At 70.8% G+C, this 25,548-nt stretch carries 24 protein-coding genes and 1 tRNA gene; 14 read left to right on the top strand and 11 right to left on the bottom strand.

Annotated elements, in window-relative coordinates:
* Positions 1-73 precede the first annotated feature (73 nt).
* The gene (locus DVH02_RS20675; RefSeq protein WP_233518349.1) at positions 74-652 is read left to right on the top strand and encodes an Lrp/AsnC family transcriptional regulator; all 579 of its coding nucleotides are present in this window, start codon (positions 74-76) and stop codon (positions 650-652) included.
* A gap of 133 nt (positions 653-785) precedes the next feature.
* Here the strand turns inward: DVH02_RS20675 and DVH02_RS20670 are convergent, their stop codons facing one another.
* Positions 786-1,379 carry a TetR/AcrR family transcriptional regulator gene (locus tag DVH02_RS20670; RefSeq protein WP_114625320.1) on the bottom strand — a complete coding sequence of 198 codons (594 nt, stop codon included), beginning with the start codon at positions 1,377-1,379 and terminating at the stop codon, positions 786-788.
* Complete coding sequence (locus DVH02_RS20665) at positions 1,376-2,899, bottom strand: 3-hydroxyacyl-CoA dehydrogenase (protein ID WP_114625319.1); 1,524 nt, start codon at positions 2,897-2,899, stop codon at positions 1,376-1,378. The genes DVH02_RS20670 and DVH02_RS20665 overlap by 4 nt, the downstream gene beginning before the upstream one ends.
* A 154-nt stretch (positions 2,900-3,053) precedes the next feature.
* Here DVH02_RS20665 and paaN point away from each other — a divergent pair, with 154 nt between their 5' ends.
* Entirely contained in the window at positions 3,054-4,748 is a 1,695-nt protein-coding gene (paaN, locus tag DVH02_RS20660; protein ID WP_114625318.1) for a phenylacetic acid degradation protein PaaN, read from the top strand.
* A 27-nt stretch (positions 4,749-4,775) separates the two neighbouring features.
* On the opposite strand, the gene DVH02_RS20655 is transcribed toward paaN, so the two are convergent.
* Genes DVH02_RS20655 through DVH02_RS20645 form a run of 3 tightly spaced genes read right to left on the bottom strand, consistent with a single transcriptional unit; the run spans position 4,776 to position 7,653 of the window.
* Entirely contained in the window at positions 4,776-5,453 is a 678-nt protein-coding gene (locus DVH02_RS20655) for a TrmH family RNA methyltransferase (RefSeq protein ID WP_114625317.1), read from the bottom strand.
* The gene (locus tag DVH02_RS20650) at positions 5,450-6,949 is read right to left on the bottom strand and encodes an HTTM domain-containing protein (protein WP_114625316.1); all 1,500 of its coding nucleotides are present in this window, start codon (positions 6,947-6,949) and stop codon (positions 5,450-5,452) included. Before DVH02_RS20650 ends, DVH02_RS20655 begins: the two co-directional genes overlap by 4 nt.
* Positions 6,946-7,653, bottom strand: a complete 708-nt coding sequence (locus DVH02_RS20645) for a DUF5819 family protein (protein ID WP_114625315.1) — start codon at positions 7,651-7,653, stop codon at positions 6,946-6,948. Before DVH02_RS20645 ends, DVH02_RS20650 begins: the two co-directional genes overlap by 4 nt.
* 115 nt (positions 7,654-7,768) lie before the next feature.
* On the opposite strand from DVH02_RS20645, the gene paaA reads away from it, so the two are divergent.
* From paaA to DVH02_RS20620, 5 genes are read left to right on the top strand one after another with little or no spacing between them, the layout of a single operon-like run.
* Positions 7,769-8,824, top strand: coding sequence for a 1,2-phenylacetyl-CoA epoxidase subunit PaaA (gene paaA / locus DVH02_RS20640; protein ID WP_407697655.1), 1,056 nt, complete (start codon positions 7,769-7,771; stop codon positions 8,822-8,824).
* Positions 8,821-9,111, top strand: coding sequence for a 1,2-phenylacetyl-CoA epoxidase subunit PaaB (gene paaB / locus DVH02_RS20635; RefSeq protein WP_114625313.1), 291 nt, complete (start codon positions 8,821-8,823; stop codon positions 9,109-9,111). Before paaA ends, paaB begins: the two co-directional genes overlap by 4 nt.
* Complete coding sequence (gene paaC, locus DVH02_RS20630; protein WP_114625312.1) at positions 9,108-9,851, top strand: 1,2-phenylacetyl-CoA epoxidase subunit PaaC; 744 nt, start codon at positions 9,108-9,110, stop codon at positions 9,849-9,851. The genes paaB and paaC overlap by 4 nt, the downstream gene beginning before the upstream one ends.
* On the top strand, positions 9,845-10,369 hold the full coding sequence (paaD, locus tag DVH02_RS20625; RefSeq protein ID WP_114625311.1) for a 1,2-phenylacetyl-CoA epoxidase subunit PaaD: 525 nt from the start codon (positions 9,845-9,847) through the stop codon (positions 10,367-10,369). Before paaC ends, paaD begins: the two co-directional genes overlap by 7 nt.
* Positions 10,370-11,488, top strand: coding sequence for a 2Fe-2S iron-sulfur cluster-binding protein (locus DVH02_RS20620; RefSeq protein WP_114625310.1), 1,119 nt, complete (start codon positions 10,370-10,372; stop codon positions 11,486-11,488).
* A 95-nt stretch (positions 11,489-11,583) separates the two neighbouring features.
* Here DVH02_RS20620 and DVH02_RS20615 read toward each other — a convergent pair whose 3' ends face one another.
* The 3 genes from DVH02_RS20615 to DVH02_RS20605 all read right to left on the bottom strand — a co-directional run bounded on the left by DVH02_RS20615 (position 11,584) and on the right by DVH02_RS20605 (position 13,447).
* Entirely contained in the window at positions 11,584-11,928 is a 345-nt protein-coding gene (locus DVH02_RS20615) for a rhodanese-like domain-containing protein (RefSeq protein WP_114625309.1), read from the bottom strand.
* 95 nt (positions 11,929-12,023) lie between these two features.
* The gene (locus DVH02_RS20610; RefSeq protein ID WP_114625308.1) at positions 12,024-13,007 is read right to left on the bottom strand and encodes a J domain-containing protein; all 984 of its coding nucleotides are present in this window, start codon (positions 13,005-13,007) and stop codon (positions 12,024-12,026) included.
* 89 nt (positions 13,008-13,096) lie between these two features.
* A complete protein-coding gene (locus DVH02_RS20605) occupies positions 13,097-13,447 on the bottom strand; it encodes a winged helix-turn-helix transcriptional regulator (RefSeq protein WP_114625307.1) in 351 nt (116 codons plus the stop codon).
* 169 nt (positions 13,448-13,616) lie between these two features.
* Between DVH02_RS20605 and DVH02_RS20600 the strand changes: the two genes are divergently transcribed.
* Positions 13,617-14,231, top strand: coding sequence for an FMN-dependent NADH-azoreductase (locus DVH02_RS20600; protein ID WP_114625306.1), 615 nt, complete (start codon positions 13,617-13,619; stop codon positions 14,229-14,231).
* A 228-nt stretch (positions 14,232-14,459) separates the two neighbouring features.
* Here DVH02_RS20600 and DVH02_RS20595 read toward each other — a convergent pair whose 3' ends face one another.
* Entirely contained in the window at positions 14,460-15,626 is a 1,167-nt protein-coding gene (locus DVH02_RS20595; protein ID WP_114625305.1) for an alpha-hydroxy-acid oxidizing protein, read from the bottom strand.
* Positions 15,627-16,172: 546 nt separating this feature from the next.
* Positions 16,173-16,256, bottom strand: a tRNA-Leu gene (locus tag DVH02_RS20590).
* A 316-nt stretch (positions 16,257-16,572) separates the two neighbouring features.
* Between DVH02_RS20590 and DVH02_RS20585 the strand changes: the two genes are divergently transcribed.
* The 6 genes from DVH02_RS20585 (at position 16,573) to pknB (ending at position 24,745) form a co-directional block, all read left to right on the top strand.
* The gene (locus tag DVH02_RS20585) at positions 16,573-17,424 is read left to right on the top strand and encodes an FhaA domain-containing protein (RefSeq protein ID WP_114625304.1); all 852 of its coding nucleotides are present in this window, start codon (positions 16,573-16,575) and stop codon (positions 17,422-17,424) included.
* A 10-nt stretch (positions 17,425-17,434) separates the two neighbouring features.
* Positions 17,435-17,947, top strand: a complete 513-nt coding sequence (locus DVH02_RS20580) for an FHA domain-containing protein FhaB/FipA (protein WP_114625303.1) — start codon at positions 17,435-17,437, stop codon at positions 17,945-17,947.
* Between the two features lie 141 nt (positions 17,948-18,088).
* Entirely contained in the window at positions 18,089-19,657 is a 1,569-nt protein-coding gene (locus DVH02_RS20575) for a PP2C family protein-serine/threonine phosphatase (protein WP_114625302.1), read from the top strand.
* Positions 19,658-19,683: 26 nt separating this feature from the next.
* Entirely contained in the window at positions 19,684-21,102 is a 1,419-nt protein-coding gene (locus DVH02_RS20570) for an FtsW/RodA/SpoVE family cell cycle protein (protein ID WP_114625301.1), read from the top strand.
* A complete protein-coding gene (locus DVH02_RS20565) occupies positions 21,099-22,562 on the top strand; it encodes a peptidoglycan D,D-transpeptidase FtsI family protein (protein WP_114625300.1) in 1,464 nt (487 codons plus the stop codon). The genes DVH02_RS20570 and DVH02_RS20565 overlap by 4 nt, the downstream gene beginning before the upstream one ends.
* 167 nt (positions 22,563-22,729) lie before the next feature.
* Positions 22,730-24,745 carry a Stk1 family PASTA domain-containing Ser/Thr kinase gene (gene pknB, locus DVH02_RS20555; RefSeq protein WP_114625299.1) on the top strand — a complete coding sequence of 672 codons (2,016 nt, stop codon included), beginning with the start codon at positions 22,730-22,732 and terminating at the stop codon, positions 24,743-24,745.
* Positions 24,746-24,830: 85 nt separating this feature from the next.
* Here the strand turns inward: pknB and DVH02_RS20550 are convergent.
* Positions 24,831-25,548, bottom strand: a 718-nt coding sequence (locus tag DVH02_RS20550) for a class E sortase (RefSeq protein WP_233518348.1), incomplete at its 5' end; no start/stop codon positions are given.

The raw sequence follows: 25,548 nt of genomic DNA, 5'->3' as shown, positions 1-25,548 counted from the left end.
CCATTTTGGCTACACACGCCCTCAGCCTGTGGACAAACGGTTCTCCACAGGCTGGGATCGACGCAGCTCGTCCATGACGGAGAGGCGGGGAGACGTGGAAGCTGAACAAATGGCCGACAGCTTCGGCAGAGGCCCCGAAACCGGGTACGGCGAGGGGTACGGCGGCGGCACGGAGCCGGTCGCCGCGGCGCGCCCCCTGGACTCCATCGACCGTGACATCCTGCGCATCCTCCAGTCGGACGGCCGCGCCTCGATACGGTCGGTGGCCGACCGCGTCCACGTCTCGCGCGCCAACGCCTACGCCCGGATCAACCGGCTGATCGACGACGGCGTGATCCGCGGCTTCGGCGCCAGGATCGACCACGAACGAGCGGGGCAGGGCGCTTCCGCCTACGTCACCCTGAAGATCGTCCAGAACTCGTGGCGCACCGTGCGCGAACAGCTCCAGGAGCTGCCGGGGGCCACGCACATCGCCCTGGTCAGCGGAGACTTCGACGTACTGCTGCTGGTGCACACCCCGGACAACCGGACCCTGCGCGAGCTGGTGCTCACCCGCATCCAGGCGATTCCGGAGGTGCTCTCCACCCGCACCCTGCTGGTGTTCGAGGAGACGGACCTGACACCGGGCACCCCGCCGCCGGACCGGGAGTAGCCGCGCACGAGCCCTGGCCCTGTCCGGGCGATCCTGCCGGGAGCCGAACCCGGGTCCTGTCCGGGCGATCTTTGCCGGGGCCGGAACGCCCGGACAGGAACTAGTCGGTGTCCGCGACGCCCCGGGAGGTCTGCTACGGAGCCGTGCGCAGTCCGTCGAAGGCCAGCCGTACGACGGCGTCGGCCACCTGCTCGCGGTCGTAGCCGCCGGCCGCCTGCGGCCGGTACCACTCCACCAGGGAGTTGACCATGCCGAAGAGCAGCCGGGTCGCCAGCCTGATGTCCATGTCGGCCCGCAGATCGCCGTCCGCGGCGGCGGCCTTGAGGAGGTCGGCCACGCGCTGGTCGAACTCCCTGCGCCGCTCCATCGCCCAGCGCTCGGTCTGCGTGTTGCCCCTGACCCGCAGCAGGAGCGTCACATACGGCAGCTCGGCCATCAGCACCTCGACGGTGCGGCGGGTCACGTACTCGACGCGTGCGATCGTCCGCCCCCGGGTGGCGCCCTCCTCACCGAGGATGCCGAAGAGGCCGTCGAGAGCGCGGCTGACCGCGCGGCGCAGCAGCTCCTCCTTGCCGGCCACGTGGTGGTATATCGACGATTTGGAGATCCCGGCGGCCTTCGAGAGGTGCTCCATGGACGTGCCGTCGTAGCCGCGCTCGTTGAAGACGCGGACGGCCACGGTCAGCAGGGTCTCGGGCGTGTAGGTGTCGCGCTTGGCGGTGGTCATGAGGCGTCGTCCTCCTGGGCGGCTGCCAGGCGGCGCAGGGCCTGGGAAGGGGCGTAGCGGCCGGTGGGGTACTCCTCGTGCAGGGCCTCCAGGGTGTCGCGCACCCAGCGCGCGCCCAGTTCAGCGCCCCACTCGACGGGGCCGCGCGGGTAGTTGACGCCGCGTCGCATCGCGGTGTCGATGTCCTCGGGGGCTGCCACCCGGCGTGCCGCCGCGTCGAGCGCGAAGTCCGCGAGCATCGCGACCGTACGGGCGACGATCATGCCGGGGATGTCGGCGATGACGCTGACGTCCTTGCCGAGCGCCTGGAAGAGCCCGACGGCCTCCGCCAGGGCCGCCGGGGTCACCGCGGCGGCGGGAGCGAGCGCGACGCGGGTCGCGGCCCGGTAGTCCAGGGCCAGATCGAAGTGGACGACGGGCACGGACGCGTGGTCGGCCGCCGCACCGTCCGCGAGGAGCAGCCGCGCGCCGTCGCACAGTTCGATCCAGCCAGGACAGCTCGTGCCGCCGTCCTCTTTGAAGACGACGTCGATGCCCGCCTCCTGGAACAGTCCGGGCAGCGCGGCGGCGGCGCGGAGATCGCCCCGGACGGTGACGGAGCCTGGCGCCCGCCGCGGCCCGGCGGTGTGCGCCTCAGCGCGCGGGGCGGCGTCCGCGCCGTACGCGTACCACCCCTGGCCCGACTTGCGGCCCAGCCGTCCCGCCTCCACGAGCCTGCGCTGCGCGAGCGAGGGCGTGAACCTCACGTCCTGGAAGAAGGACTCCCAGACCGAACGGGTGACGGCCTCGTTGACGTCCTGGCCGATCAGATCGGTCAGCTCGAAGGGGCCCATCCGGAAGCCACCGCACTCACGGAGGACGGCGTCGATCGTGGCGGGGTCGGCGGCGCCCTCCTCGTACACCCGCAGCGCCTCGGCGTAGAAGGGGCGCGCGACGCGGTTGACGACGAAGCCCGGGGTGTCGGCGCAGCGCACGGGTGTCTTGCCCCAGGCGGCAGCCGTCGCGTACGCGCGCGCGGCGGCGGCCGGGTCGGTCGCCGCGCCGCTGACGACCTCCACGAGCGGAAGGAGCGGCGCCGGGTTGAAGAAGTGCAGTCCGACGCAGCGGCCGGGGTGGCGCAGCGCGCCCGCGACGGCCGTGACGGAGAGCGAGGAGGTGTTGGTGGCCAGCAGACAGTCGTCGGCCACGATGTCCTCCAGCGCCGCGAACAGCTCCTGTTTGACGGCGAGCCGTTCCAGGACGGCTTCGGCCACGAGCGCGGCGTCGGACAGGTCGGCGAGGTGGGTGGCCGGGTGCAGCCGGGTCAGCGCCGTGTCGCGCGCCGAGGCGTCGAGCCGGCCCTTCTCGACCAGCCGGTCGAGGCGTGCGGCGAGGGCGGTGGCGGCCTGTTCCGCCCGGCCGGGCACGGCGTCGTAGAGCCGTACGGCATGACCGGCGACCAGCGCCACCTGCGCTATGCCCTGTCCCATCGTGCCGGTGCCGACGACCGCGACGACGCGGTGCGGCTCGATTGCTGTCATGGACGCAATCCTCCCGTATCTGGCTCGGTGACGTGCCCGCGGCCGAGTTGTCCACAGGTTGGCCGGACCCCCTTGTCCCGACCGATCGTTCGGTTACTCTAACTCTGTCCGCCGGCTTGTGTCCCTGCCACGCTCGATGAGGAGTTGGTCCGTGATGGCCGCCCAGCTCAGCCCCCAGCAGCTCGCCGATAAGCACCGGTCCACGCTCGATCAGGCCCTCGACGCGATCCGTACCCGCGCCTACTGGTCCCCCCATCCCGAGCACCCCAAGGCGTACGGCGAGAGCGCCGCCGCCGACGGGCTCGCCGCCTTCCAGGCCCTGCGCGGCACCCGCTTCGAGCTGGACCAGCCGGGCACGGACGGCTGGACGGGCGGGGAGATCTCGCCCTACGGCCCCGCGCTCGACGTGGAGTATCCGCACGCCGACCCGGACGTGCTGCTGCCCGCCATGCGGGCGGGCGCGGGCGCGTGGCGCGAGGCGGGCCCCGAGACGCGCGCCCTGGTCTGTCTGGAGATCCTGGCGCGGATCAGCGCGAGGACCCACGAGTTCGCGCACGCGGTGATGCACACCAGCGGTCAGGCGTTCCTGATGGCGCTCCAGGCGGGCGGGCCGCACGCCCAGGACCGCGGCCTGGAGGCCGTGGCATACGCGTATCAGGAGCAGACCCGCACGCCCGTCGCCGCCGACTGGTCGAAGCCGCAGGGGAAGCGCGGCCCTCTTGAGCTGCGCAAGACCTTCACCGCCGTCCCGCGCGGCATCGCGTTGCTGATCGGCTGCAACACCTTCCCGACGTGGAACGGCTATCCGGGCCTGTTCGCGTCCCTGGCCACGGGCAACGCGGTGCTCGTCAAGCCGCACCCGCGCGCGGTGCTGCCGCTCGCGCTGACGGTGCGAGTCGCCCGGGAGGTGCTCGCGGAGGCCGGCTTCGACCCGAATCTGGTCGCGTTGGCCGTGGAGCGCCCCGGCGAGGGCATCGCCAAATCCCTGGCCGTACGGCCCGAGATCAAGATCATCGACTACACCGGTTCGACCGCCTTCGGGGACTGGCTGGAGACCCACGCCCGCCAGGCGCAGGTCTACACGGAGAAGGCCGGCGTCAACACCGTCGTCATCGACTCCACCGGCGACTACAAGGGAATGCTCGCCAACCTCGCCTTCTCCCTGTCGCTGTACAGCGGCCAGATGTGCACCACCCCGCAGAATCTGCTGATCCCCCGGGACGGCATCGCGACGGACGCGGGCGACAAGTCGTACGACGAGGTGGTCGCCGATCTCGCGGCCTCGGTCTCGGGCCTGCTGGGCGACGACGCGCGGGCGAACGCGGTGCTCGGCGCGCTGGTCAACCCGGATGTGAAGGCCCGGCTGGACGTGGCGGCCGGGCTCGGGGACCTCGCGCTGGCCTCGCGCGAGATCGCCCACCCGGACTTCCCGGACGCCGTGGTCCGTACACCCGCGCTCGTGAAGGCCGACGGCGCCCGTAAGACCTGGGAGGGAGCCGAGGAGCCGGGCTATCTCTCGGAGTGCTTCGGCCCGGTGTCCTTCGCGGTCGCCGTGGACTCGACGGCGGACGCGCTGGATCTGCTGCGGCACACCGTGCGTCACAGGGGCGCGATGACGGTCGGCGCCTACACGACCTCGCCGGAGACGGAGCGCGCCGTAGAGGACGTCTGCCTGGAGGAGTCCGCGCAGCTCTCGCTGAACCTGACCGGCGGGGTGTATGTGAACCAGACGGCGGCCTTCTCGGACTTCCACGGCTCCGGCGGCAACCCCGCGGCGAACGCGGCGCTGTGCGACGCGGCGTTCGTGGCCAACCGCTTCCGCATGGTGGAGGTCAGGCGCCAGGCGTGAGCGGCCGGACCCGGTGCCGCCCGTGGGTCAGCGGGCGGGCGGCTCCGGGATCCGCGCGTACCGCTGGACCCAGGCGTGCATGGCGATGGCCGCCGCCGCTCCCGCGTTGATCGAGCGGGTCGAGCCGAACTGGGCGATCGAGCAGACCATCGCGGCGTGCGCGCGGGCCTCCTCGGTCAGCCCCGGCCCCTCCTGGCCGAACAGCAGCACGCAGCGGCGCGGCAGCTCGGTGCGCTCCAGCGGTACGGCCCCCGGGAGATTGTCGATCCCGATGATCGGCAGCCCTTCCGCCGCCGCCCAGGCGGTCAGCGTCTCGGTGTCCGGGTGATGGCGCACATGCTGGTACCGGTCGGTGACCATGGCGCCGCGCCGGTTCCAGCGCCGTCGGCCCACGATGTGGATCTCCTTGGCGAGGAAGGCGTTGGCGGTGCGGACCACCGACCCGATATTGAAGTCGTGGCCCCAGTTCTCCACCGCCACATGGAAGTCGTGGCGCCGGGTGTCGAGGTCGGCGACGATCGCCTCGCGCGTCCAGTAGCGGTACTGATCGGCGACGTTGCGCCGGTCCCCGGCCGCCAGCAGCTCGGGGTCGTAGCGCTGGTCCTCGGGCCAGGGCTCGCTGTGCGGACCGACGCCGATCTCCGTACCGAAGCCGTCGTCGTACTGGACCGGTTCCAGCGCCTCGGCCGGTGTCTCGCTGCTCACCCCACGAGAGTACGTGGCTGGTCAGGGCTGTCGCTCCGCTGTCCGGGCGGAGCGGACCGCCCGGACGGCCGCGGCTGCGGGAAGCAGCGCTCGCGCAGCCGCGAGACGGCGGCGCCGAGCCAGCGCAGGAAGTTCGTCGGCAGGAACACGGCATCGGCCGCGATCATCGCGAGCGAGAAGAACGGCAGCCCGAGCAGGACGGCGATCCCGGCGTGCTCCAGCATCATCGCGACCAGCAGCACGTTCTTGACGCGCCGGTTGAAGAGGGTGAAAGGGAAGGCGACCTGCACGATGACCGTGCCGTAGGTCAGCACCAGCACCATCAGGGCGTTGGACGCGAGGAGGTCGGAGAGCACCGGCCACGGCGAGAAGTAGTCGAGATGCAGCGGGTAATAGAGGGCGGTGCCGTCCTGCCAGCGCGAACCCTGGATCTTGTACCAGCCCGCGGTGGCGTAGACGAGGCAGACCTCCGCCATGATGACGACGAGCGCCGCGTTGTGCACGAGGTTGGCGACGATGTCGAGCAGGGAGCGGGTCTCGCCGTCGGACGCGTACCGGTTGGCCGCCCACCACAGCCCCTGCCCGATCCACATCCCCCAGAACAGGAACACCAGCCACAGCTCGGGAAGCGACCCGTCCCACACCGTGCCGACCAGGAGGAACGCGCCGGACAGCACCCACAGGACGGGTCCGACCCGGTCGGGCACGACAGTGGCGGCCCCGGTGCGCGCCGCGGCGCGCGCGGCGCGGGCCGCGCGGCGGGCGTCCAGCGACCAGACCTGCCCGCAGCGGGTGAGCACCAGATAGATCGCCATCAGGTGGATGACGTTGTCGCCGCCGTCGCCCATGAAGATCGAGCGGTTCTGCAGCGACAGCACCCCGAACATGAAGAACACGGACATCGTGCGGGTCCGCCAGCCGAGCAGCAGCAGCACGCTGGAGAGCACGGCGAGGCCGTACACGACCTCGAACCAGACCGCGCTGTCCGACCACATCAGCGCGGTGAAGGCGCCGTTCCTCGCGATCAGCTGCTCGGCGAGGTCCCAGCCCCACGGGGAGTCCGGCCCGTACAGCTCCCGGCGGTGGGGCAGTTCGCGCAGCAGGAAGAGCAGCCAGGTACCGGCGAACCCGATCCGGACGACGGCGCTCTGGTACCGGCCGAAGGTGAGGGTCGTGACGCGCTGGACGGCGTGGGCGGCCCGCCGCTCGACAGCGGAGCGCCCGCCCGGCCGGGCGCCCGGCTTCCCGCCACCCGGCTTCCCGGGCCGCTTCTCGCCAGGCCGACCACCCGCCTCGCCACCCGACTGGCCGTGAGGCCGACCACCCGCCTGGGCGTCCGCCTGGCCGTCGGACCGGGCGGACGGCTGCTCGTCCGGCCGACCGCCCGGCTGCTCGTCAGGGTGCTCGCCCGGCTGCCCGCCCGCCTGCCCGCCCGGCTGTTCGTCCGGCTGCTTGTCCGGCTGTTCGTCCACTCGCCCGCTCGCCCGCTCGCTCATTCGCCCGCCTCCGTACGGCCGTTGCCCGCACCGCCCGGAAGATCCTCGGCGCTCACCGTCCACCAGGGACAGACCCGGTAGGACGGGCGCGTGTCGACCTTCTCCTGGCTCCAGCGCGGCGACTCGACGGCGGTGGTGACCGACCTGACCTGCATGCGCTTCACGGGACCGCCGAGGTCGTGGCTCTCCAGGCGCAGCATCACGATGCGGCGGACATAGGACTCGGAGAGCCGGCCGCGCAGTCCGTTGGGACGGTTCTTGTTGTCGTGCGCCCCGACGAAGAAGTCCCAGCCGCGCCGCAGCTCGTTCTGGTCCACATGGCTGGGCAGCGGATTGCCCTGGACCGCCCGGCCGTCCTGGGCGGTGAGGTCGATCCAGCCGGTGGTGGTCGAGCCGCCGGACGATTCGACCTCGGCGCGCACCTGGACGGCGATGTTCTGCTGGAGCGGGTTGGGCGCGAAGAGCTTCCAGTTCTGTTCGAACTCGGGATAGATCCACGCGTCGATGGTCTTGCCCTGGTTCTTGGTGACCGTGTTGGACGGCGCGACGTGCAGGAACACCATGCCCACGTGGACGCAGGCGACCAGTCCGACGACGGCGAGGGCCACCGCGGCGACGATCTGGTACGGGAGGGAGAGGCCGGCTATGCCAGGGCCGGGCCGCGGTGGCCCGGCCTTCACGGCCTCGTCGTCGTTCGAATCCATCCCGCCCCGATCCCCGTCGTGCTCCGGCCACTTATCCACAGAGGTTGACACCCTACGGGCCCCCGACCCACCATTGAAGTCCATAAACCGAACGATCGGTCGGTAGGGGGCCCGGATGACGGCAGTGACCGAGGGGACGGCTGCGGAGGCGGCGATGGAGACGACGGCGGACGGCCGGCAGGCCGCGTTCGACGCGGCCGTGGCGGCCGACGAGCGGATCGAGCCGCGCGACTGGATGCCGGACGCCTACCGCGCCACGCTGGTCCGCCAGATGGCCCAGCACGCCCACTCCGAGATCATCGGCATGCAGCCTGAGGCGAACTGGATCACCCGCGCGCCCTCGCTGCGCCGCAAGGCGATCCTGATGGCCAAGGTGCAGGACGAGGCGGGACACGGCCTGTATCTGTACAGCGCGGCCGAGACGCTGGGCACGGGCCGTGACGAGCTGCTCGACAAGCTCCACTCCGGCCGCCAGAAGTACTCGTCGATCTTCAACTACCCGACGCTGACCTGGGCCGATGTCGGCGCGATCGGCTGGCTGGTGGACGGCGCCGCGATCACGAACCAGGTGCCGCTGTGCCGCTGCTCGTACGGCCCCTACGCGCGCGCCATGGTCCGCGTCTGCAAGGAGGAGTCCTTCCACCAGCGCCAGGGCTACGAGCTGCTGCTCGCCCTCAGCGGCGGGACGCCCGCCCAGCACGAGATGGCGCAGGACGCGGTGGACCGCTGGTGGTGGCCGTCGCTGATGATGTTCGGCCCGCCGGACGACGAGTCGGCGCACTCGGCACAGTCCATGACCTGGAAGATCAAGCGGCACTCCAACGACGAGCTGCGACAGCGCTTCGTCGACATCTGTGTCCCGCAGGCCGAAGTCCTCGGGCTGACGCTGCCCGACCCCGACCTGCGCTGGAACGAGGAGCGCGGGCGCCACGACTTCGGCGCGATCGACTGGACCGAGTTCCACGAGGTCCTCAAGGGCAACGGGCCCTGCAACGAACAGCGGATCACCCAGCGCCGCCGGGCGCACGAAGAGGGAGCCTGGGTGAGGGAGGCGGCAGCCTCCTACGCGGCGAAACACCGCCCGGTGCCGGGCGGCGGGCCCGCGCCCGGCGAGAGCGCGCGTGCCGGTACCGCGCTCGGCGAGAGCACACGGATGGAGGCGACGGCATGAGCGGTTCGACCGACTGGCCACTGTGGGAGGTGTTCGTCCGCTCCCGCCGGGGGCTCTCGCACACCCACGCGGGCAGCCTGCACGCCCCGGACGCGGAGATGGCGCTCCGCAATGCCCGCGATCTCTACACCCGGCGCAATGAGGGCGTCTCGATCTGGGTGGTGCCGTCGGCCTCGGTCACCGCGTCCTCCCCCGACGAGAAGGACCCGTTCTTCGCCCCGGCCGCCGACAAGCCCTACCGCCACCCGACCTTCTACGAGATCCCGGAAGGGGTGCGACACCTGTGAACGGCGCACCGACCGATGACGCGCGGGACGTACGGACCACGGCGGCGGCCCTGGCCCTCGGCGACGACGCGCTGATCCTCTCGCACCGGCTGGGGGAGTGGGCCGGGCACGCCCCCGCGCTGGAGGAGGAGGTCGCCCTCGCCAACATCGCCCTCGACCTGCTGGGCCAGGCCCGGATCCTGCTCTCCCTCGCCGGCGACGAGGACGAGCTGGCCTACCTGCGCGACGAGCGGCACTTCCGCAATCTCCAGCTCGTCGAGCAGCCGAACGGCGACTTCGCGCACACCATCGCGCGCCAGCTCTACTTCTCCACCTACCAGCTGGCGCTGTACCGGCAGCTGGTGGCCGGGGACAGCGCGTTCGGCGCTCTCGCCGCCAAGGCCGTCAAGGAGGTCGCCTACCACCAGGACCACGCCGAGCACTGGACGCTGCGCCTCGGCGACGGCACGCCCGAGAGCCACCGGCGGATGAGCCGGGCGTGCGAGACGCTCTGGCGGTTCACCGGCGAGCTGTTCCAGCCCGTCGAAGGGCTGGACATCGACTGGGCGGCGCTGGAGGAGGGCTGGCTCACCTCCGTCACCGACGTGCTGGAGCGGGCGACGCTCGGCCTCCCGCAAGGGCCGCGCACCGGCGCGTGGACAGCGGGCGCGGGCCGCCAGGGGCTGCACACCGAGCCGTTCGGTCCGATGATCGCCGAGATGCAGCATCTGCACCGCAGCCACCCGGGGGCGTCATGGTGAGCGCGACGGGCTCACCGGCGCCCCCCGCCGGCTCCACCGCCCTGGAAGCCGAGCTGTTCCGCCTCGCGGGCGCCGTCCCCGACCCCGAGCTGCCGGTGCTGACCCTCGCGGAGCTGGGCGTCCTGCGCACCGTGCGGGTCTCCGCCCCCGGCACGGTGCGGGTCGAGCTGACCCCCACCTACACCGGCTGCCCGGCGGTGGAGGCGATGTCCTCGGACATCGAGCGCGTGCTGCGCGACCGGGGAATGGCCCGGGTCTCGGTCGTCAAGGTTCTGTCGCCCGCCTGGTCGACGGACGACATCAGCGCGGAGGGCCGCCGCAAGCTCGCCGCGTCCGGCATAGCCCCGCCCCGCCCGCACGGGCCGGCCGAGCCCGTGCCGCTGTCGCTCTCCATCCGCTGCCCGCACTGCGGCTCGACCGACACCGAGCTGCTGAGCAGGTTCTCCTCCACGGCGTGCAAGGCGCTGCGCCGGTGCGCGACCTGCCGTGAACCGTTCGACCACTTCAAGGAGTTGTAGATGTTCCATCCGCTCCGGGTCAGCGAGGTCGACCGGCTCACCGACGACGCGGTGGCCGTCACCTTCGACGTACCGCCCGAGCTGCGCGAGACGTTCCGGCACACCCCGGGCCAGCACATCGCGGTGCGCCGAGCCGCCCCGGCCGGAAGCAACGGCGGAGGCCACGGCGGAAACGGCGGGGGCGCCGAGGACGGCGAGGACGGGATACGGGGGGAGGTGCGGCGTACGTACTCGATCTGCGCGCCCGCCGGGCCAGAACCGGCGCTGCGCGTGGGCATCCGGCTGGTCGAGGGCGGCGAGTTCTCGACCTACGCCCTGAAGGAACTGGCCGTCGGCGACACGGTCGAGGTGATGGAGCCGACGGGCCGCTTCGTACTGGAGCCGCGCCCCGGGCACTTCGCGGCGGTCGTCGGCGGCAGCGGGATCACACCCGTGCTGTCGATCGCCGCCACGCTGCTGGCGCGGGAGCCCGACGCCCGCTTCTGCCTGGTCCGCAGCGACCGCTCCGTGGCCTCGACGATGTTCCTGGAGGAGGTGGCCGATCTCAAGGACCGCTGGCCCGACCGCTTCCAGCTGGTCACCGCGGTCTCGCGGGAGGAGCAGCAGGCCGGACTGGGTTCGGGGCGGCTGGACCGGGAGAGGCTGACCCGGCTGCTGCCCGCGCTGCTCCCGGTGGAGGACATCGACGGCTGGTTCCTCTGCGGGCCGCTGGGGCTGGTGGCCGGCGCGGAGCGCGCGCTGCGCGGTCTCGGTGTCCGGCGCGACCGTATCCATCAGGAGATATTCCACGTGGACGAGGCGCTGGCCGGTGCCCCGGCGGCGGCAGCGGCCCAGGACCTCGCCGACGCCACCCTCACCGCGACGCTCGACGGCCGCTCCGGCAGCTGGCCGGTCCGGGACGGGGAGTCGCTGCTGGAGACCGTGTTGCGCGCACGCGCGGACGCGCCGTACGCCTGCAAGGGCGGGGTGTGCGGGACCTGCCGGGCGTTCCTGGTCTCCGGTGAGGTCAGGATGGACCGTAACTTCGCGCTCGAACCGGAGGAGACGGCAGCGGGCTACGTCCTGGCCTGTCAGTCCCATCCGGCCACGGGGGAAGTGGAGTTGGACTTCGACCGCTGAACACACCGAGCACGCGCGCCCGGCGGATCCGCGGAGAACCCGGGGAAACCCCGGAGAACCCCGGGAAACCCCGGGGAAGGCCCTGCGGACGGGTCTCAGAGGACGAACGCCGGGTTGCCGCTCTCCGCGACCATGGGGCGCCCGGCGCCGTCCCAGGCGAGCATCCCGCCGTCCACGTTCACCGCGTCCAGCCCCTGCCCGACCAGATACTGGGTGACCTGAGCGGAGCGCCCGCCCACCCGGCACATCACGAACGCCGTGCGGCCCTCGGCCACCGCCTCGGTCACCTCGCCGAAGCGGGCCACGAAGTCGCTCATCGGGACATGCAGCGCGCCCTCGACATGGCCGGCCGCCCACTCGTCGTTCTCCCGGACGTCCAGCACCAGGGCGTCGGCCGGAACCGCGGCGGCGTCGACCGAGGGCAGCGGGGCGAGATTCATGGGGGTGGCCTTCTCTCGTACGGAATCCTGCGGGCCGGAGCCGGACCGGCCGGAGCCGACAGTCCGGATCCGGTGGTCCGGGGGCTCCGGAAAACCTACTCCACCAGCCTGCCGAGTTGCCGCTCGCGCTCGGAGACCTCCGCGAGCAGCTGCTCGGCGATCTCCTCCAGCAGCCGGTCGGGGTCGTCGGGCGCCATCCTGAGCATCGCCCCGATCGCGCTCTCCTCCAGCTCCTTGGCGACCACCGTCAGCGCCTCCTTGCGGTGCGAGAGCCACTCCAGCCGGGCGTACAGCTCCTCGCTCTCGCTCAGCCGCCGCGCGCTCGGCCCGGGGCCCGCCGCCCACTCGTCGACGAGTTCGCGCAGCAGCGGCTCGTCCCCGCGCCCGTAAGCGGCGTTGACCCGCGTGATGAACTCCTCGCGCCGGGCCCGCTCGCCGTCGTCCTGTGCCAGGTCCGGGTGTGCCTTGCGCACCAGCTCGCGGTAGAGCTTGCGCGCCTCGTCGCTCGGCCGGACCCGCTTCGGCGGCCGCACGGGCTGCTCGGTCAGCATCGCCGCGGCCTCCGGCGACAGGCCGTCCGAGTCGAGCCAGTCGTGGAACAGCTCCTCCACCCCCGGCATCGGCTGCACCAGCGCCCGCGCCTCGCGCGCCTTGCGCAGGTCCTCGGGGTCGCCGCTGCGGGCCGCGCGCGTCTCGGCGATCAGCGCGTCCAGCTCGTCGAGCCGCGCGTACATCGGGCCGAGCCGCTGGTGGTGCAGGCGGGAGAAGTTCTCCACCTCGATGCGGAACGTCTCCAGCGCGATCTCGAACTCGATCAGCGCCTGCTCGGCGACGCGCACGGCCTTCTCCAGCCGCGCCTCGGGCCGCTCCGACGCGTCGCCGGTCGCCCCGGTCGCGGACGTCCCGGTCGCCCCGGACGTCCCGGTCGCCCCGGCCGGGTCCGTCGCGGGCCCGGCCGGGGTCGCCGGGTCCGTCACATCCGCCGTATCCGTCACGTCCGCCGCCTCCGGCACGTCTCGTCGTACGTCCTGCTCGTCGTCGTTACGGATCGTCGGCTCCCCAGGGGCGTCGTACATCACCCGACCAGCCTACGGGCGCCCGCGCCCCGCCCCGTCCCCGCGGACCCGGAACAGGGGCTAAGAGGCCGCGCGAATAGGTGGGGCGGCCTCTAACAGCCGCCTCTCGGAAGCTCGTTCATATGTGTCTCGGCCCACAGCGACAGCTCCTTCAGCGCGGGCTCCATCGCCGCCCCCGCCGCCGTCAGCCGGTACGAGACCCGCAGCGGCGGCCCCTCGTCGACCTCACGCACGACCAGATCCGCCGCGACCAGCTCGGTCAGCCGGTCCGAGAGCATCCGCTCGCTGATCCCCGGGATCGCCCGCCGCAGATCCGCGAAGTGGACCGGCTGCGCCATGAGCACGGAAATGATCGGCCCGGTCCACCGCTTGCCGAGCAGCCCGAACACCCGCGTGATGCCCACGTCGACTCTCGTGCACTCGCTCTCTCCGGGGTCCGCCATACACACAGAGTACTGACCCCCCAGATCGGGATGAAAAAAAGTAAGTCCCTATGTTATCCATAGGTGCGAACAGAAAGTCCGTACCGCCGGACCGCCGGATCGCCGTACCGGCGTACCTCCGTATCCACGTTCAGCCACCCAGCACCACCCACGCCCGATGGAGACCCCCATGGCCACGCTTCTGCACATCGACTCCGCCCTCTTCCCCGAAGGCTCCGCCTCCCGGGAGATCACCGCGGCCTTCGTCGAGTCCTGGCTGGAGCAGCACCCCGAGGGCAAGGTCGTCTACCGCGACCTCGCCGCGTCCCCCGTGCCCCACCTCGACATCAACGCCGCCATCGCCGGTCCGGGCGACGAGCTGCGCGCCGAACTGGCCGCCGAACTGGCCGAGGCGGACGCCGTGCTGATCGGCGCCCCGATGTACAACTTCTCGATCCCCTCCACGCTCAAGGCATGGCTCGACCAGGCGATCATCGTCGGCCACAACGCGGGCGACGCCAGCCCGCTGGCCGGTACGCCGTTCACGATCGTCGCCAGCCGCGGCGGCTCGTACGCCCCCGGCACCCCGCGCGAGGACTTCGAGTTCGTCCAGAACTACCTGGAGAAGGTCCTGAAGGGCATGTTCGGTGCCACCGAGGTCGACTTCATCGTTCCCGAGCTGACCCTCGCCCGCTCCAAGCCGGAGATGGCCGAACTCATCCCCCTGGCCGACGCCTCCCGTGCCAAGGCCCGCGAGGAAGCGACGCAGAAGGCCAAGGCGCTGGCCGCCCGCTTCGCCGCCTGACCGACGCGACAGGCCCCGGCCGGTGACAAGTGTCACCGGCCGGGGCCCACCTCAAGATCCGCCACCCCGAGATCCGCCGCTCCGGGGTCCGTCACCGCGAGATCCGTCACCGCGGGAACCCGCCGCAGCAGAACCCGCCGCCCCAGAACCCGTCACAGCGGGAACCCGTCACGGCAGGAACCCGGCACCGCGGCATCCCGGCACCTCAGAAACCCGGCACGCACGCCGTCATACGACGCGCCGAAGGCTCTCCGGGGTGAGATCGGCGAGCGTCGGATAGCCGTCGACGGCCATGATCAGGTCGGCCTCGGCGAGCAGCGAGCGCAGTACGTGGACGATGCCGTCGGCGCCGCCGAGGGCGAGACCGTACGCGTACGGACGGCCGACGGCGACCGCCGAGGCCCCCAGCGCGACGGCCTTGACGATGTCGGCGCCGCTGCGGATCCCGGAGTCGAACAGCACCGGCATCCCGTCGGCGGCCTCGACCACGCCGGGCAGCGAGTCGAGGGCGGGGAGCCCGCCGTTGGCCTGCCGGCCGCCGTGGTTGGAGCAGTAGACGCCGTCGACGCCCGCGTCCTTGGCCCGGCGCACGTCCTCGGGATGGCCGATTCCCTTGACGATCAGCGGCAGATCGGTCAGTGAGCGCAGCCAGGGCAGGTCGCTCCAGGTCAGCGGATTGCCGAAGATCTCGGTCCAGAGCAGGATCGCGGCCCCCGGATCCTCCTCGGGCGTGCGCTCCAGCCGGGCCAGGAAGACCGGGTCGCTGGTGTAGTTGGCCAGGCAGTGGCCGCGCAGCTGGGGGAAGTTGGCGGTGGCGAGGTCGCGTGGGCGCCAGCCGGTGACCCAGCTGTCCAGCGTGACCACGATGCCCCGGTACCCCGCCCGCTCGGCACGGTGGACGAGACTCGCCGCGAGTTCCCTGTCGGTGGGCGTGTAGAGCTGGAAGAGGCCCGGGGTGTCCCCGAATGCGGCGGCGACCTGTTCCATCGGGTCGACGGAGAGCGTCGAGGAGATCATCGGCACGCCGGTGCGCGCTGCCGCGCGCGCCGTGGCCAGATCCCCGTGCCCGTCCTGGGCACACAGCCCGATGACGCCCACGGGCGCCATGAACACCGGTGCGGACAGCCGCATCCCGAACAGCTCCACGGACAGATCGCGCTCCGCCGCGCCGACGAACATCCGGGGAACGAGCCCCCAGCGCTCGAACGCGGCCACGTTGGCCCGCTGGGTGTGTTCGTCGCCCGCGCCGCCCGCGACGTACGACCACACCGAGGAGGGCAGCGCCGCCCGCGCCCGGTCCGCCAACTCGGCGAAGTTCATCGGGAACCGCGGCACGACACCGCTGAGCCCGTCGAGGTAGATCTCGTTCTGGTAGGAGCCGAAAGGCTGTCCCATTGGTCGCCCCATCGTCTGTCCCTCTCCCCGTCCGTTTCCCCGTCCGCTCCGCCGTCCGCTCCGCCGTCCGTTTCCCCGTCCGTTTCCCCGTCCGCGAAACGCCGTCCCCCTCCGAGGACGCGGCCGGGCCGGGGCAGGGTTGTCCGCCACCGGCTGACCACCGCCCCCGGGCCACGCGGCCCCGGAAGCGGTCCCGGCGCGGCCCCGGCGCGGCCCCGGCACAGCCCACGCCCCGCCGACCACGACCCGGGAAGCCGGCTCACCCACCCACGACCCACTCCCGGCTCACCCACCCACGACCCACTCCCGGCGCGGCCCACGACCCACTGTGGTGGATATCACTCGCTCTCCCGAGGTCCGGCCGCCCCGGAGATCCGCCGACGAGATTCGGTCACATTCAGCCGCCGCCCCGACGGCCGCCCGCGCCGACAAGAGTGGCTCCGTACCGATCCGGTACGGAGCCACAGGTCCGCCCAGCACGCAAAGAAGCCGGTCGATGCGACTGTCCGTCGCTTCGACCGGCCTCGTTGGGTCGGTTGACCGCTGTGCGCGAGGGGGGAGTTGAACCCCCACGCCCTTTCGGGCACTGGAACCTGAATCCAGCGCGTCTGCCTATTCCGCCACCCGCGCATTGGGTGTGTCCTCCGGTGGCTCCCACCTGCTGGTGTGTGCTCCTGGCGACATCGAGAAGATTAGCACGCACCGGGGGGTGCCTTCACATCCGTTTGTTTCACCACCGGGACCGGCGGCAGGGAACGGACAGCCGCCGCCCCCGCTCCTCCTGAGTACCCCCGGGGTGCGGGACACTGGCGGCGGACCGCCTCTACGATCCCGTGTGAGAGGTGACACTCATCGACGGGGCAGACAAGGGGAACCAGCCGATTTCCCGACGCGTGGATACGATCAGTAAGCAGTACCAGGACGGCAACGACGGAGGAGGTGCCCCATGGGAGTCATGAAGCGTTTCGAGCAGCGTCTCGAAGGTTTGGTCAATGGCACCTTCGCGAAGGTGTTCAAGTCCGAAGTCCAGCCGGTCGAGATCGCGGGTGCCCTCCAGCGGGAGTGCGACAACAACGCGACGATCTGGAACCGTGAGCGGACCGTCGTGCCCAACGACTTCATCGTGGAGCTGAGCACGCCCGACTTCGAGCGGCTCAGCCCCTACTCCGGGCAGCTCGGCGACGAGCTGTCCGGGCTGGTGCGCGACTACGCGAAGCAGCAGCGCTACACCTTCATGGGCCCGATCAAGGTCCACCTGGAGAAGGCCGAGGACCTCGACACCGGGCTGTACCGGGTGCGCAGCCGCACCCTGGCGTCGAGTTCGTCACAGCCCAGCGCCGCGCCCTCGCACGAACGCGGCCACGCGGCCCCTCCGCCGCCCTCCTCCCCGCCTCCCGGCGCCCCCGGCGGCTACGGCTACCCGCCGTCCGCCGTGCCCCCGCTGCCGTCCTCCGCGCCCTCCCCGGCGGGCCACGCCCGGCCGGCCGCGCCCGGCCCCGGAGCGATGCCGCAGGGCCAGGTGCGCCGGTGGATCGAGATCAACGGCACCCGGCACCAGATCTCCCGGGCGACACTGGTCCTGGGCCGCAGCACCGACGCCGACGTACGGATCGACGACCCGGGGGTGTCGCGCCGCCACTGCGAGATCCGGGCCGGAACGCCCTCCACGATCCAGGATCTCGGGTCCACCAACGGCATCGTGGTAGACGGACAGCACACCACCCGCGCTACGCTCCGCGACGGCTCGCGGATCGTCGTGGGCAATACCACCATCGTTTTCAGGCAAGCCGAAGGGTGAAGCGGGGGCAATGTCAGAGCTGACCCTGACGGTCATGCGGCTAGGTTTTCTGGCCGTTCTGTGGCTGTTCGTGATCGTGGCCGTACAGGTCATCCGCAGCGATCTGTTCGGAACACGCGTCACGCAGCGCGGCTCACGCCGCAACGCCGACGCCCGACCGCAGCAGCCACGCCAGACACCGGCGCCGCCTCAGCAGCGCCAGCAGCAGGGGGGCAGGCAGCGCCGGGGAGCGCCCACGAAGCTGGTCGTCTCCGAGGGGTCGCTCACCGGCACCACGGTGGCGCTCCAGGGGCAGACCATCACGCTGGGCCGCGCGCACGATTCGACGATCGTGCTGGACGACGACTACGCGTCCAGCCGCCATGCCAGGATCTACCCGGACCGTGACGGCCAGTGGATCGTCGAGGATCTCGGGTCCACCAACGGCACCTATCTCGACCGGACCCGCCTCACGACCCCGCAGCCGATCGCGCTGGGCGCTCCGATCCGCATCGGCAAGACCGTCATCGAGCTGCGGAAGTAGTACGACAATGAGCGAGCGGAGCGAGCGAGTCGCCGCGGTCCCGACAGCGGACCGCAGCAGGCTCCCGACCGGAGGGTGGGCAGTGTGGCTCGAGACCGGCTGGCACCACATTCAGCGGGCGAACCGACGGGTGAGGTGCGCATGAGTCTGTCGCTGCGTTTCGCCGCCGGATCGCACAAGGGCATGATCCGGGAGGGGAACGAGGACTCCGGCTACGCCGGTCCCCGGCTGCTGGCCATCGCCGACGGCATGGGCGGCCAGGCGGCCGGCGAGGTCGCCTCGTCCGAGGTGATCTCCACGCTCGTCCAGCTCGACGACGACGTCCCGGGCTCCGACCTGCTCACGTCGCTCGGCACGGCGGTGCAGCGCGCCAACGACCAGCTGCGGGTGATGGTCGAGGAGGACCCCCAGCTGGAGGGCATGGGCACCACGCTCACCGCCCTGCTCTGGACCGGCCAGCGCCTCGGCCTCGTCCACGTCGGCGACTCCCGCGCGTACCTGCTGCGCGACGGCGTACTGACCCAGATCACCCAGGACCACACCTGGGTGCAGCGGCTGGTCGACGAGGGCCGGATCACCGAGGAAGAGGCCACCACCCACCCGCAGCGCTCCCTGCTGATGCGCGCGCTGGGCAGTGGCGACCATGTGGAACCGGACCTCTCCATCCGTGAAGTCCGCTCCGGCGACCGCTACTTGATCTGCTCCGACGGCCTGTCCGGCGTCGTCTCCCACCAGACGATGGAGGAGGCGCTCGCCAGCTACCAGGGGCCCCAGGAGACCATCCAGGCCCTCATCCAGCTCGCGCTGCGCGGCGGTGGGCCCGACAACATCACCTGCATCGTCGCCGACGTCCTGGACGTCGAGTCCAACGACACCCTGGCCGGGCAGGTCACCGACACCCCCGTCGTCGTCGGCGCCGTCGCGGAGAACCAGCTCCCGCTCAGCTCCGCCGAGAACGCCGCCGCGATGCAGACCCCGGCCGGCCGCGCGGCCGGTCTCGGCCGCGCCGTACCGCAGCAGCACGGCGGCTTCGGCCCGCCCGGCAGCGGGGACGACGCCGCCTACGGCGCCATGCCGCAGGACGGCGCCTACGGGAGCTACGACGACGAGGAGTTCATCAAGCCGCGCCCCAAGCGCCGCTGGATCAAGAGATCCCTCTACACCGTGCTCGCGCTCGCCGTCATCGGCGGCGGCGTCTACGGCGGCTACCGCTGGACCCAGAACCAGTACTACGTCGGCGCCAACGGTGAACACGTCGCCCTCTACCAGGGCATCAGCCAGGATCTGGCCTGGATCTCCCTCTCGAAGATCGAGAAGGACCACCCCGCCATCAAACTCAAGTACCTCCCGCCCTATCAGCGCAAGCAGGTCGAGGCCACCATCGCCGAAGGCAGCCTCGCCGACGGCCGAGTCAAGATCCAGGAGCTGGCCACCCAGGCGGCGGCCTGCGAGAAGGACGAGCAGCGCCGCGACACCGAGCAGAGCGCCGAAGCGGTCACCGGCCAGGAAGAAACGGACGACACCACCGGTAGGAGCACCCCGAGCGCCGGTACGGGCACCCCGACCGCCGGTACGAGCACCGCGACCACCGGTACGAACACCTCGACCGTGACCACCGACATCAAGCCGAAAACCGCGACCCCCACTCCTGGCCCCAGCCTCTCGGAGGATGAACAGAAAGTGGTCTCGAACTGCGGGAAGCAGCAGTAGCCGGCCGTAGGGGGCCTTTCACCACCATGAGCGTTGTCACCAACACGACCACCATCGGCGCGATCGAAGCACCGAGCCGCCGCAACACCGAGCTGTTCATGCTCGCCTTCGCCGTCGCCATCCCGGTGTTCGCCTACCTGAACGTGGGACTGGCGCTCGACGGCAAAGTACCGGCGGGCATGGCCGGTTACGGTCTGGGCCTCGGCCTGCTCGCGGGCGTCGCGCACCTCGTGGTGCGCAAATTCGCCCCGTACTCCGACCCGCTGCTGCTGCCGCTGGCGACACTGCTCAACGGACTGGGGCTGGTGCTGATCTGGCGGCTGGACCAGTCGCCGCGGCTGATCCAGCGCGCCAAGTACCTCTTCGGCGGCTTCAGCCCGGACGCCCCCAAGCAGTTGCTGTACTCCGCGCTGGGGGTCGCCCTCTTCGCGGCGGTGCTGATCCTGCTCAAGGACCACCGCATCCTCCAGCGCTACACGTACATCTCCATGGCCGCCGGTCTCGCCCTGCTGATCCTGCCGATGTTCTTCCCCGCGGTGAACGGCGCGAAGATCTGGGTCAGCATCGCCGGATTCACCATCCAGCCAGGAGAGTTCGCGAAGATCGTCATCGCGGTCTTCTTCTCCGGCTATCTGATGGTCAAGCGGGACGCCCTCGCCCTCGCCAGCCGCCGCTTCCTGGGGCTCTACCTGCCTCGCGGCCGCGACCTCGGACCGATCCTCGCGATCTGGGGCCTCTCGATCCTCATCCTGGTCTTCGAGACCGACCTCGGCACCTCGCTGCTCTTCTTCGGCCTCTTCGTGGTGATGCTGTACGTCGCCACCGAGCGCACCAGCTGGATCGTCTTCGGCCTGCTGATGTCGATCGGCGGGGCCGTCGGCGTCGCCTCCTTCGAGCCGCACGTGCAGTCCCGTGTCACCGCCTGGCTCGACCCGTTCTCCTGCTACAAGACGGACGCCACCGGCGCCTGCCAGCAGATCGGCGACTCCCTCATCTCCTTCGGCTCAGGCGGCACTCTCGGCACCGGGCTCGGCCAGGGCAACTCCGACCTCATCGGCTTCGCCGCCAACGCCGACTTCATTCTCACCACCGTCGGTGAGGAACTCGGTCTGGCCGGCACGATGGCCTTCCTGATGATCTACGCTCTGATCGTCGAACGCGGTGTACGCACCGCACTCGCCGCCCGCGACCCGTTCGGCAAGCTCCTCGCCATCGGGCTCTCCGGCGCCTTCGCCATCCAGGTGTTCGTCGTCGCCGGGGGCGTCATGGGGCTCATCCCGCTGACCGGTATGACGATGCCGTTCGTCGCGTACGGCGGTTCCTCCGTCCTCGCCAACTGGGCCCTGATCGGGATCCTCATCCGCATCAGCGACACCGCACGTCGCCCCGCGCCGGCCCCCGCCCCGTCCTCCGACGCCGAAATGACCCAGGTGGTCCGACCGTGAACAAGCCCCTGCGCCATATCGCGATCTTCTGCGGGCTCCTGATGCTCGCCCTGCTGATCCGGGAGAACTGGCTCGGCTACGTACGCGCCGACGAACTCAGCTCCCACGAGTACAACCGCCGGGTACTGATCGAGCGGTACGCCTCCGAGCGCGGCAACATCATCGTCGACGGCAAGCCCATCACCGGCTCCGTCAAGACCGACAGCACGGACTTCGTCTACAAGCGGACGTACGCCGACGGCCCCATGTGGGCGCCCGTCACCGGCTACGCCTCTCAGGCGTTCGGCGCCACCCAGATCGAGAACATCGAGGACGGCGTCCTCACCGGCACCGACGACCGGCTCTTCTTCGACAACACCCTGGGGATGTTCACGGGCAAGGAGAAGAAGGGCGGCAACGTCGTCACCACGCTCAACGGCGCCGCCCAGAAGGCCGCCTTCGAGGGGCTCGGCGACAAGAAGGGCGCCGTCGCGGCGATCGACCCGCAGACCGGCAAGATCCTCGCCCTGGCCTCCACCCCCAGCTACGACCCGTCGAAGTTCGCCGGAAACAGCGACAAGGACACCAAGGCGTGGGTCGCGCTCGACAAGAAGAACCAGCCCGACGACCCGATGCTCAACCGCGCCCTGCGTGAGACCTACCCGCCCGGCTCCACCTTCAAGGTGCTGACGGCCGCCGCGGGCCTGGAGCACGGCGTGATCAAGGACGTCGACGCGAAGACCGACTCGCCGCTCCCCTGGATCATGCCGGGCACCACCACCCCGCTGCCGAACGAGAACAACATCCCCTGCAAGGACGTCTCCCTGCGCGAGGCCCTGCGGATGTCCTGCAACTCCGTCTTCGGCAAGCTCGGCGTCGACGTCGGCAAGGACAAGATGCTGGAGACCGCGAAGAACTTCGGCTTCAACGAGGAGCAGTTCGTCCCGGTCCGCGCCAACGCCTCGATCTTCCCCGAGGACATCAACCAGTCGCAGACGGCGCTCTCCTCCATCGGCCAGTTCGACACCCGCGCCACCCCGCTCCAGATGGCCATGCTCGCCGCCGCGGTCGCCAACGACGGCAAGCTGATGAAGCCGTACATGATCGACCGGCTGGAGACGCCGGGCGTGGACGTGCTGGAGAAGACGGAGCCCGAGGAGCAGAGCCGGCCGCTCAGCCAGGAGCACGCCCAGATGCTCCAGAGCATCATGGAGACCGTGGTCGAGAAGGGCACCGGCACCAAGGCCCAGATCCCCGGCGTGACGGTCGGCGGCAAGACCGGTACCGCCCAGCACGGCGAGAACAACAGCAAGAACCCGTACGCCTGGTTCATCTCGTACGCCAAGACGGACAAGGGCTCCCCGGTGGCCGTCGCGGTCGTCGTGGAGGACAGCGGCGCCAACCGTGACGACATTTCCGGTGGTGGCCTCGCGGCCCCGATCGCCAAGGCCGTCATGCAGGCGGTCGTCGACAAGAAGTGACGCCGGTCACGGCTCACGTCCATACCTGCACAATGCGATACCGGTCGTATATCAGGTCACCGTTACGGGCCAACCACATACGGCGTCCCCGGTAGCGTAGGCGCGAACAGCACACCGCCGGACCACACACCGGTGCGGTCGGGACTGACGGAGAGGGCTGGAACGTTATGGAAGAGGCGCGTCGCCTCGGCGGCCGGTACGAGCTGGGCTCGGTGCTCGGCCGTGGTGGCATGGCGGAGGTCTACCTCGCCCATGACACCCGGCTCGGCCGCTCCGTCGCGGTGAAGACCCTGCGGGCCGACCTCGCCCGTGACCCGTCGTTCCAGGCGCGGTTCCGCAGAGAGGCCCAGTCGGCGGCCTCCCTGAACCACCCGGCGATCGTCGCGGTCTACGACACCGGCGAGGACTACGTCGACGGGGTCTCCCTCCCGTACATCGTGATGGAGCACGTCGACGGCTCGACCCTCCGCGAGCTGCTGCACTCCGGGCGCAGGCTGCTGCCCGAGCGCACGCTGGAGATGACGGTCGGCATCCTGCAGGCGCTGGAGTACTCGCACCGCAACGGCATCGTCCACCGCGACATCAAACCGGCCAACGTCATGCTGACGCGCACCGGCCAGGTCAAGGTCATGGACTTCGGCATCGCCCGTGCGATGGGCGACTCCGGCATGACGATGACGCAGACCTCCGCCGTGATCGGCACCGCCCAGTACCTCTCCCCCGAGCAGGCCAAGGGCGAGCAGGTCGACGCGCGCTCCGACCTGTACTCCACCGGCTGCCTGCTCTACGAACTGCTGACGGTCCGGCCCCCCTTCATCGGGGACTCCCCGGTCGCGGTCGCGTACCAGCACGTACGGGAAGAACCGCAGACGCCGAGCGTCTTCGACCCCGAGATCACGCCCGAGATGGACGCGATCGTCCTCAAGGCGCTCGTCAAGGACCCCGACTTCCGCTACCAGTCCGCCGACGAGATGCGGGCCGACATCGAGGCGTGCCTCGACGGCCAGCCCGTCGCCGCCACCGCCGCCATGGGCGCGGTCGGATACGGCGGTTACGGCGGCCAGGACCAGCCCACGGCGGCCATGCACCAGGGGGGCGGGGGCGCCCCGACGTCGATGCTCCCGCCGATGAACTCGGACGACGGCGGTTACGACGGCTACGACGACCGTCAGGGCCGACGACGCGGCAACCAGAAGAAGTCGAACACCTCCACGATCCTGCTCGCGGTCGCGGGCGTCCTGGTGCTGATCGGCGCGATCCTCATCGGCAGGGCCCTGTTCAGCGGAGACGGCGACGGCCCCAGCCAGCTGGATGTGCCGCAGGTCGTCGGCAAGACCCTCAAAGAGGCCGAGGGCATGGCCGACAACGCGCAGGTGAAGCTCGAACAGTCCGACTCCAAACGCTGCGAGGTCCCCAAGGGATCCATCTGCAGCCAGAGCCCCGACAGCGGCAAGATGAACGAGGGCGACACCATCACGGTCGTCGTCTCGGAGGGCGCGCCGCAGGTCAAGGTTCCGGACGTCACGGAGAAGCAGAAGCAGAGCGCCACGGACATCCTCGAAGGCGAGAAGTTCAAGGTCGAGACCAAGGAAGAGGAGTCCGACAGCGCCACCCCCGGATCGGTGCTGCGCCAGGACCCCGAAGGCGGCAAGGAAGTCGAGACGGGCACGACCGTCACGCTGACGATCGCCAAGCAGGCGAAGGTCACCGTGCCGAACGTGACCGGCAATCAACTGTCCGACGCCCAGTCGCAGCTGACCGTCAACGGCTTCACGGTCAACCCGACCCAGGTCGACTCGGACCAGCCGGCGGGCACCGTCGTCAAGCAGAGCCCGGCGGGCGACTCGAAGGCGGAGAAGGGCAGCGCGGTCTCCCTGGAGGTCTCCAACGGGCCGAAGGAGCAGCCGCAGCCCGAGAAGGTGCAGGTCCCCGACGTGCGGTTCAAGACGGTCGCCGAGGCACGGAGCCTGATCGAAGGAGCCGGGCTCCAGATGTCGGTGCCGGAGAACACGCCCGACGACGCGCGCGTGATCAGCAGCGACCCCGGCAATGGCAACCCGGTCAACAAGGGTGACACGGTCAGCCTGACCATCCTCGGCAACCAGAGCGGCAACGGCGGCAACAACGGGAACGGCGGGAACAACGGGGGCAACAACTCCGGCTTCTTCGGCGGAGGAGGCTGACCCGGACCGCACGCGCGTCACCGAAGAAGGCCCGTTCCCCACCCGGCCGGTGGGGAACGGGCCTTCTTCGTACCCGGCCGCGGCCTCAGCGCAGCTCCGGCGGCGGCGTGCGCTGCTTGTCGACCTTCTGGGTGCGGTCCAGCTCGGCCCAGACGATGTAGCGGTAGTCCGAGGTGTAGATCGGCGTGCAGGTCGTCAGGGTGAGATAGCGGCCCGGCTTGGTCCTGCCCGACTCCTCCGGCACCGCCGACAGCACGTCCACGTTGTACTTCGAGGTCTTCGGAAGCTCCTTGTAGACCTTGTAGATGTACCAGGTGTCGCGCGTCTCGAAGACGACGTGGTCACCCGTCTTGATCTTGTGGATGTTGTGGAACCGCGCCCCGTGGCCGTCGCGGTGCGCGGCCAGCGTGAAGTTCCCCTTCTTGTCCCAGGGGAGGGCGGACTTGACCGGATCCGTGTAGTACCCGGCGATCCCGTCGTTCAGCAGCTCGGTGCTGGTGCCCTTCTTGACCAGGATCTCGCTGCCGCCGAGCGCGGGGACGTGCAGGAAGCCGATGCCGTCCGCCGAGTCGAAGGTCTTGGGACCAGCGCCGCTTCCGCCGCCGCTCTTCTCCTGCTGGGCCCAGCCGTTGCGCACGTCGTCGCCCTGCTTGGCCGCCGCGCGGTCGGCCAGGACGTTGGTCCACCACAGCGAGTAGACGACGAAGAGACCCAGCACCACGCCCGCGGTGATGAGCAGTTCGCCGAAGACGCTGACCGCGGCCGCGACCCGGCTCCGGGGGCGGCCGCGGTCAGCGTCTTCG

Source organism: Streptomyces corynorhini, from assembly GCF_003346515.1.
GTDB classification, from domain to species: domain Bacteria; phylum Actinomycetota; class Actinomycetes; order Streptomycetales; family Streptomycetaceae; genus Streptomyces; species Streptomyces corynorhini.
Note: the sequence above shows the minus strand (reverse complement) of the source record. Positions and strands in the feature narration are given on the sequence as shown.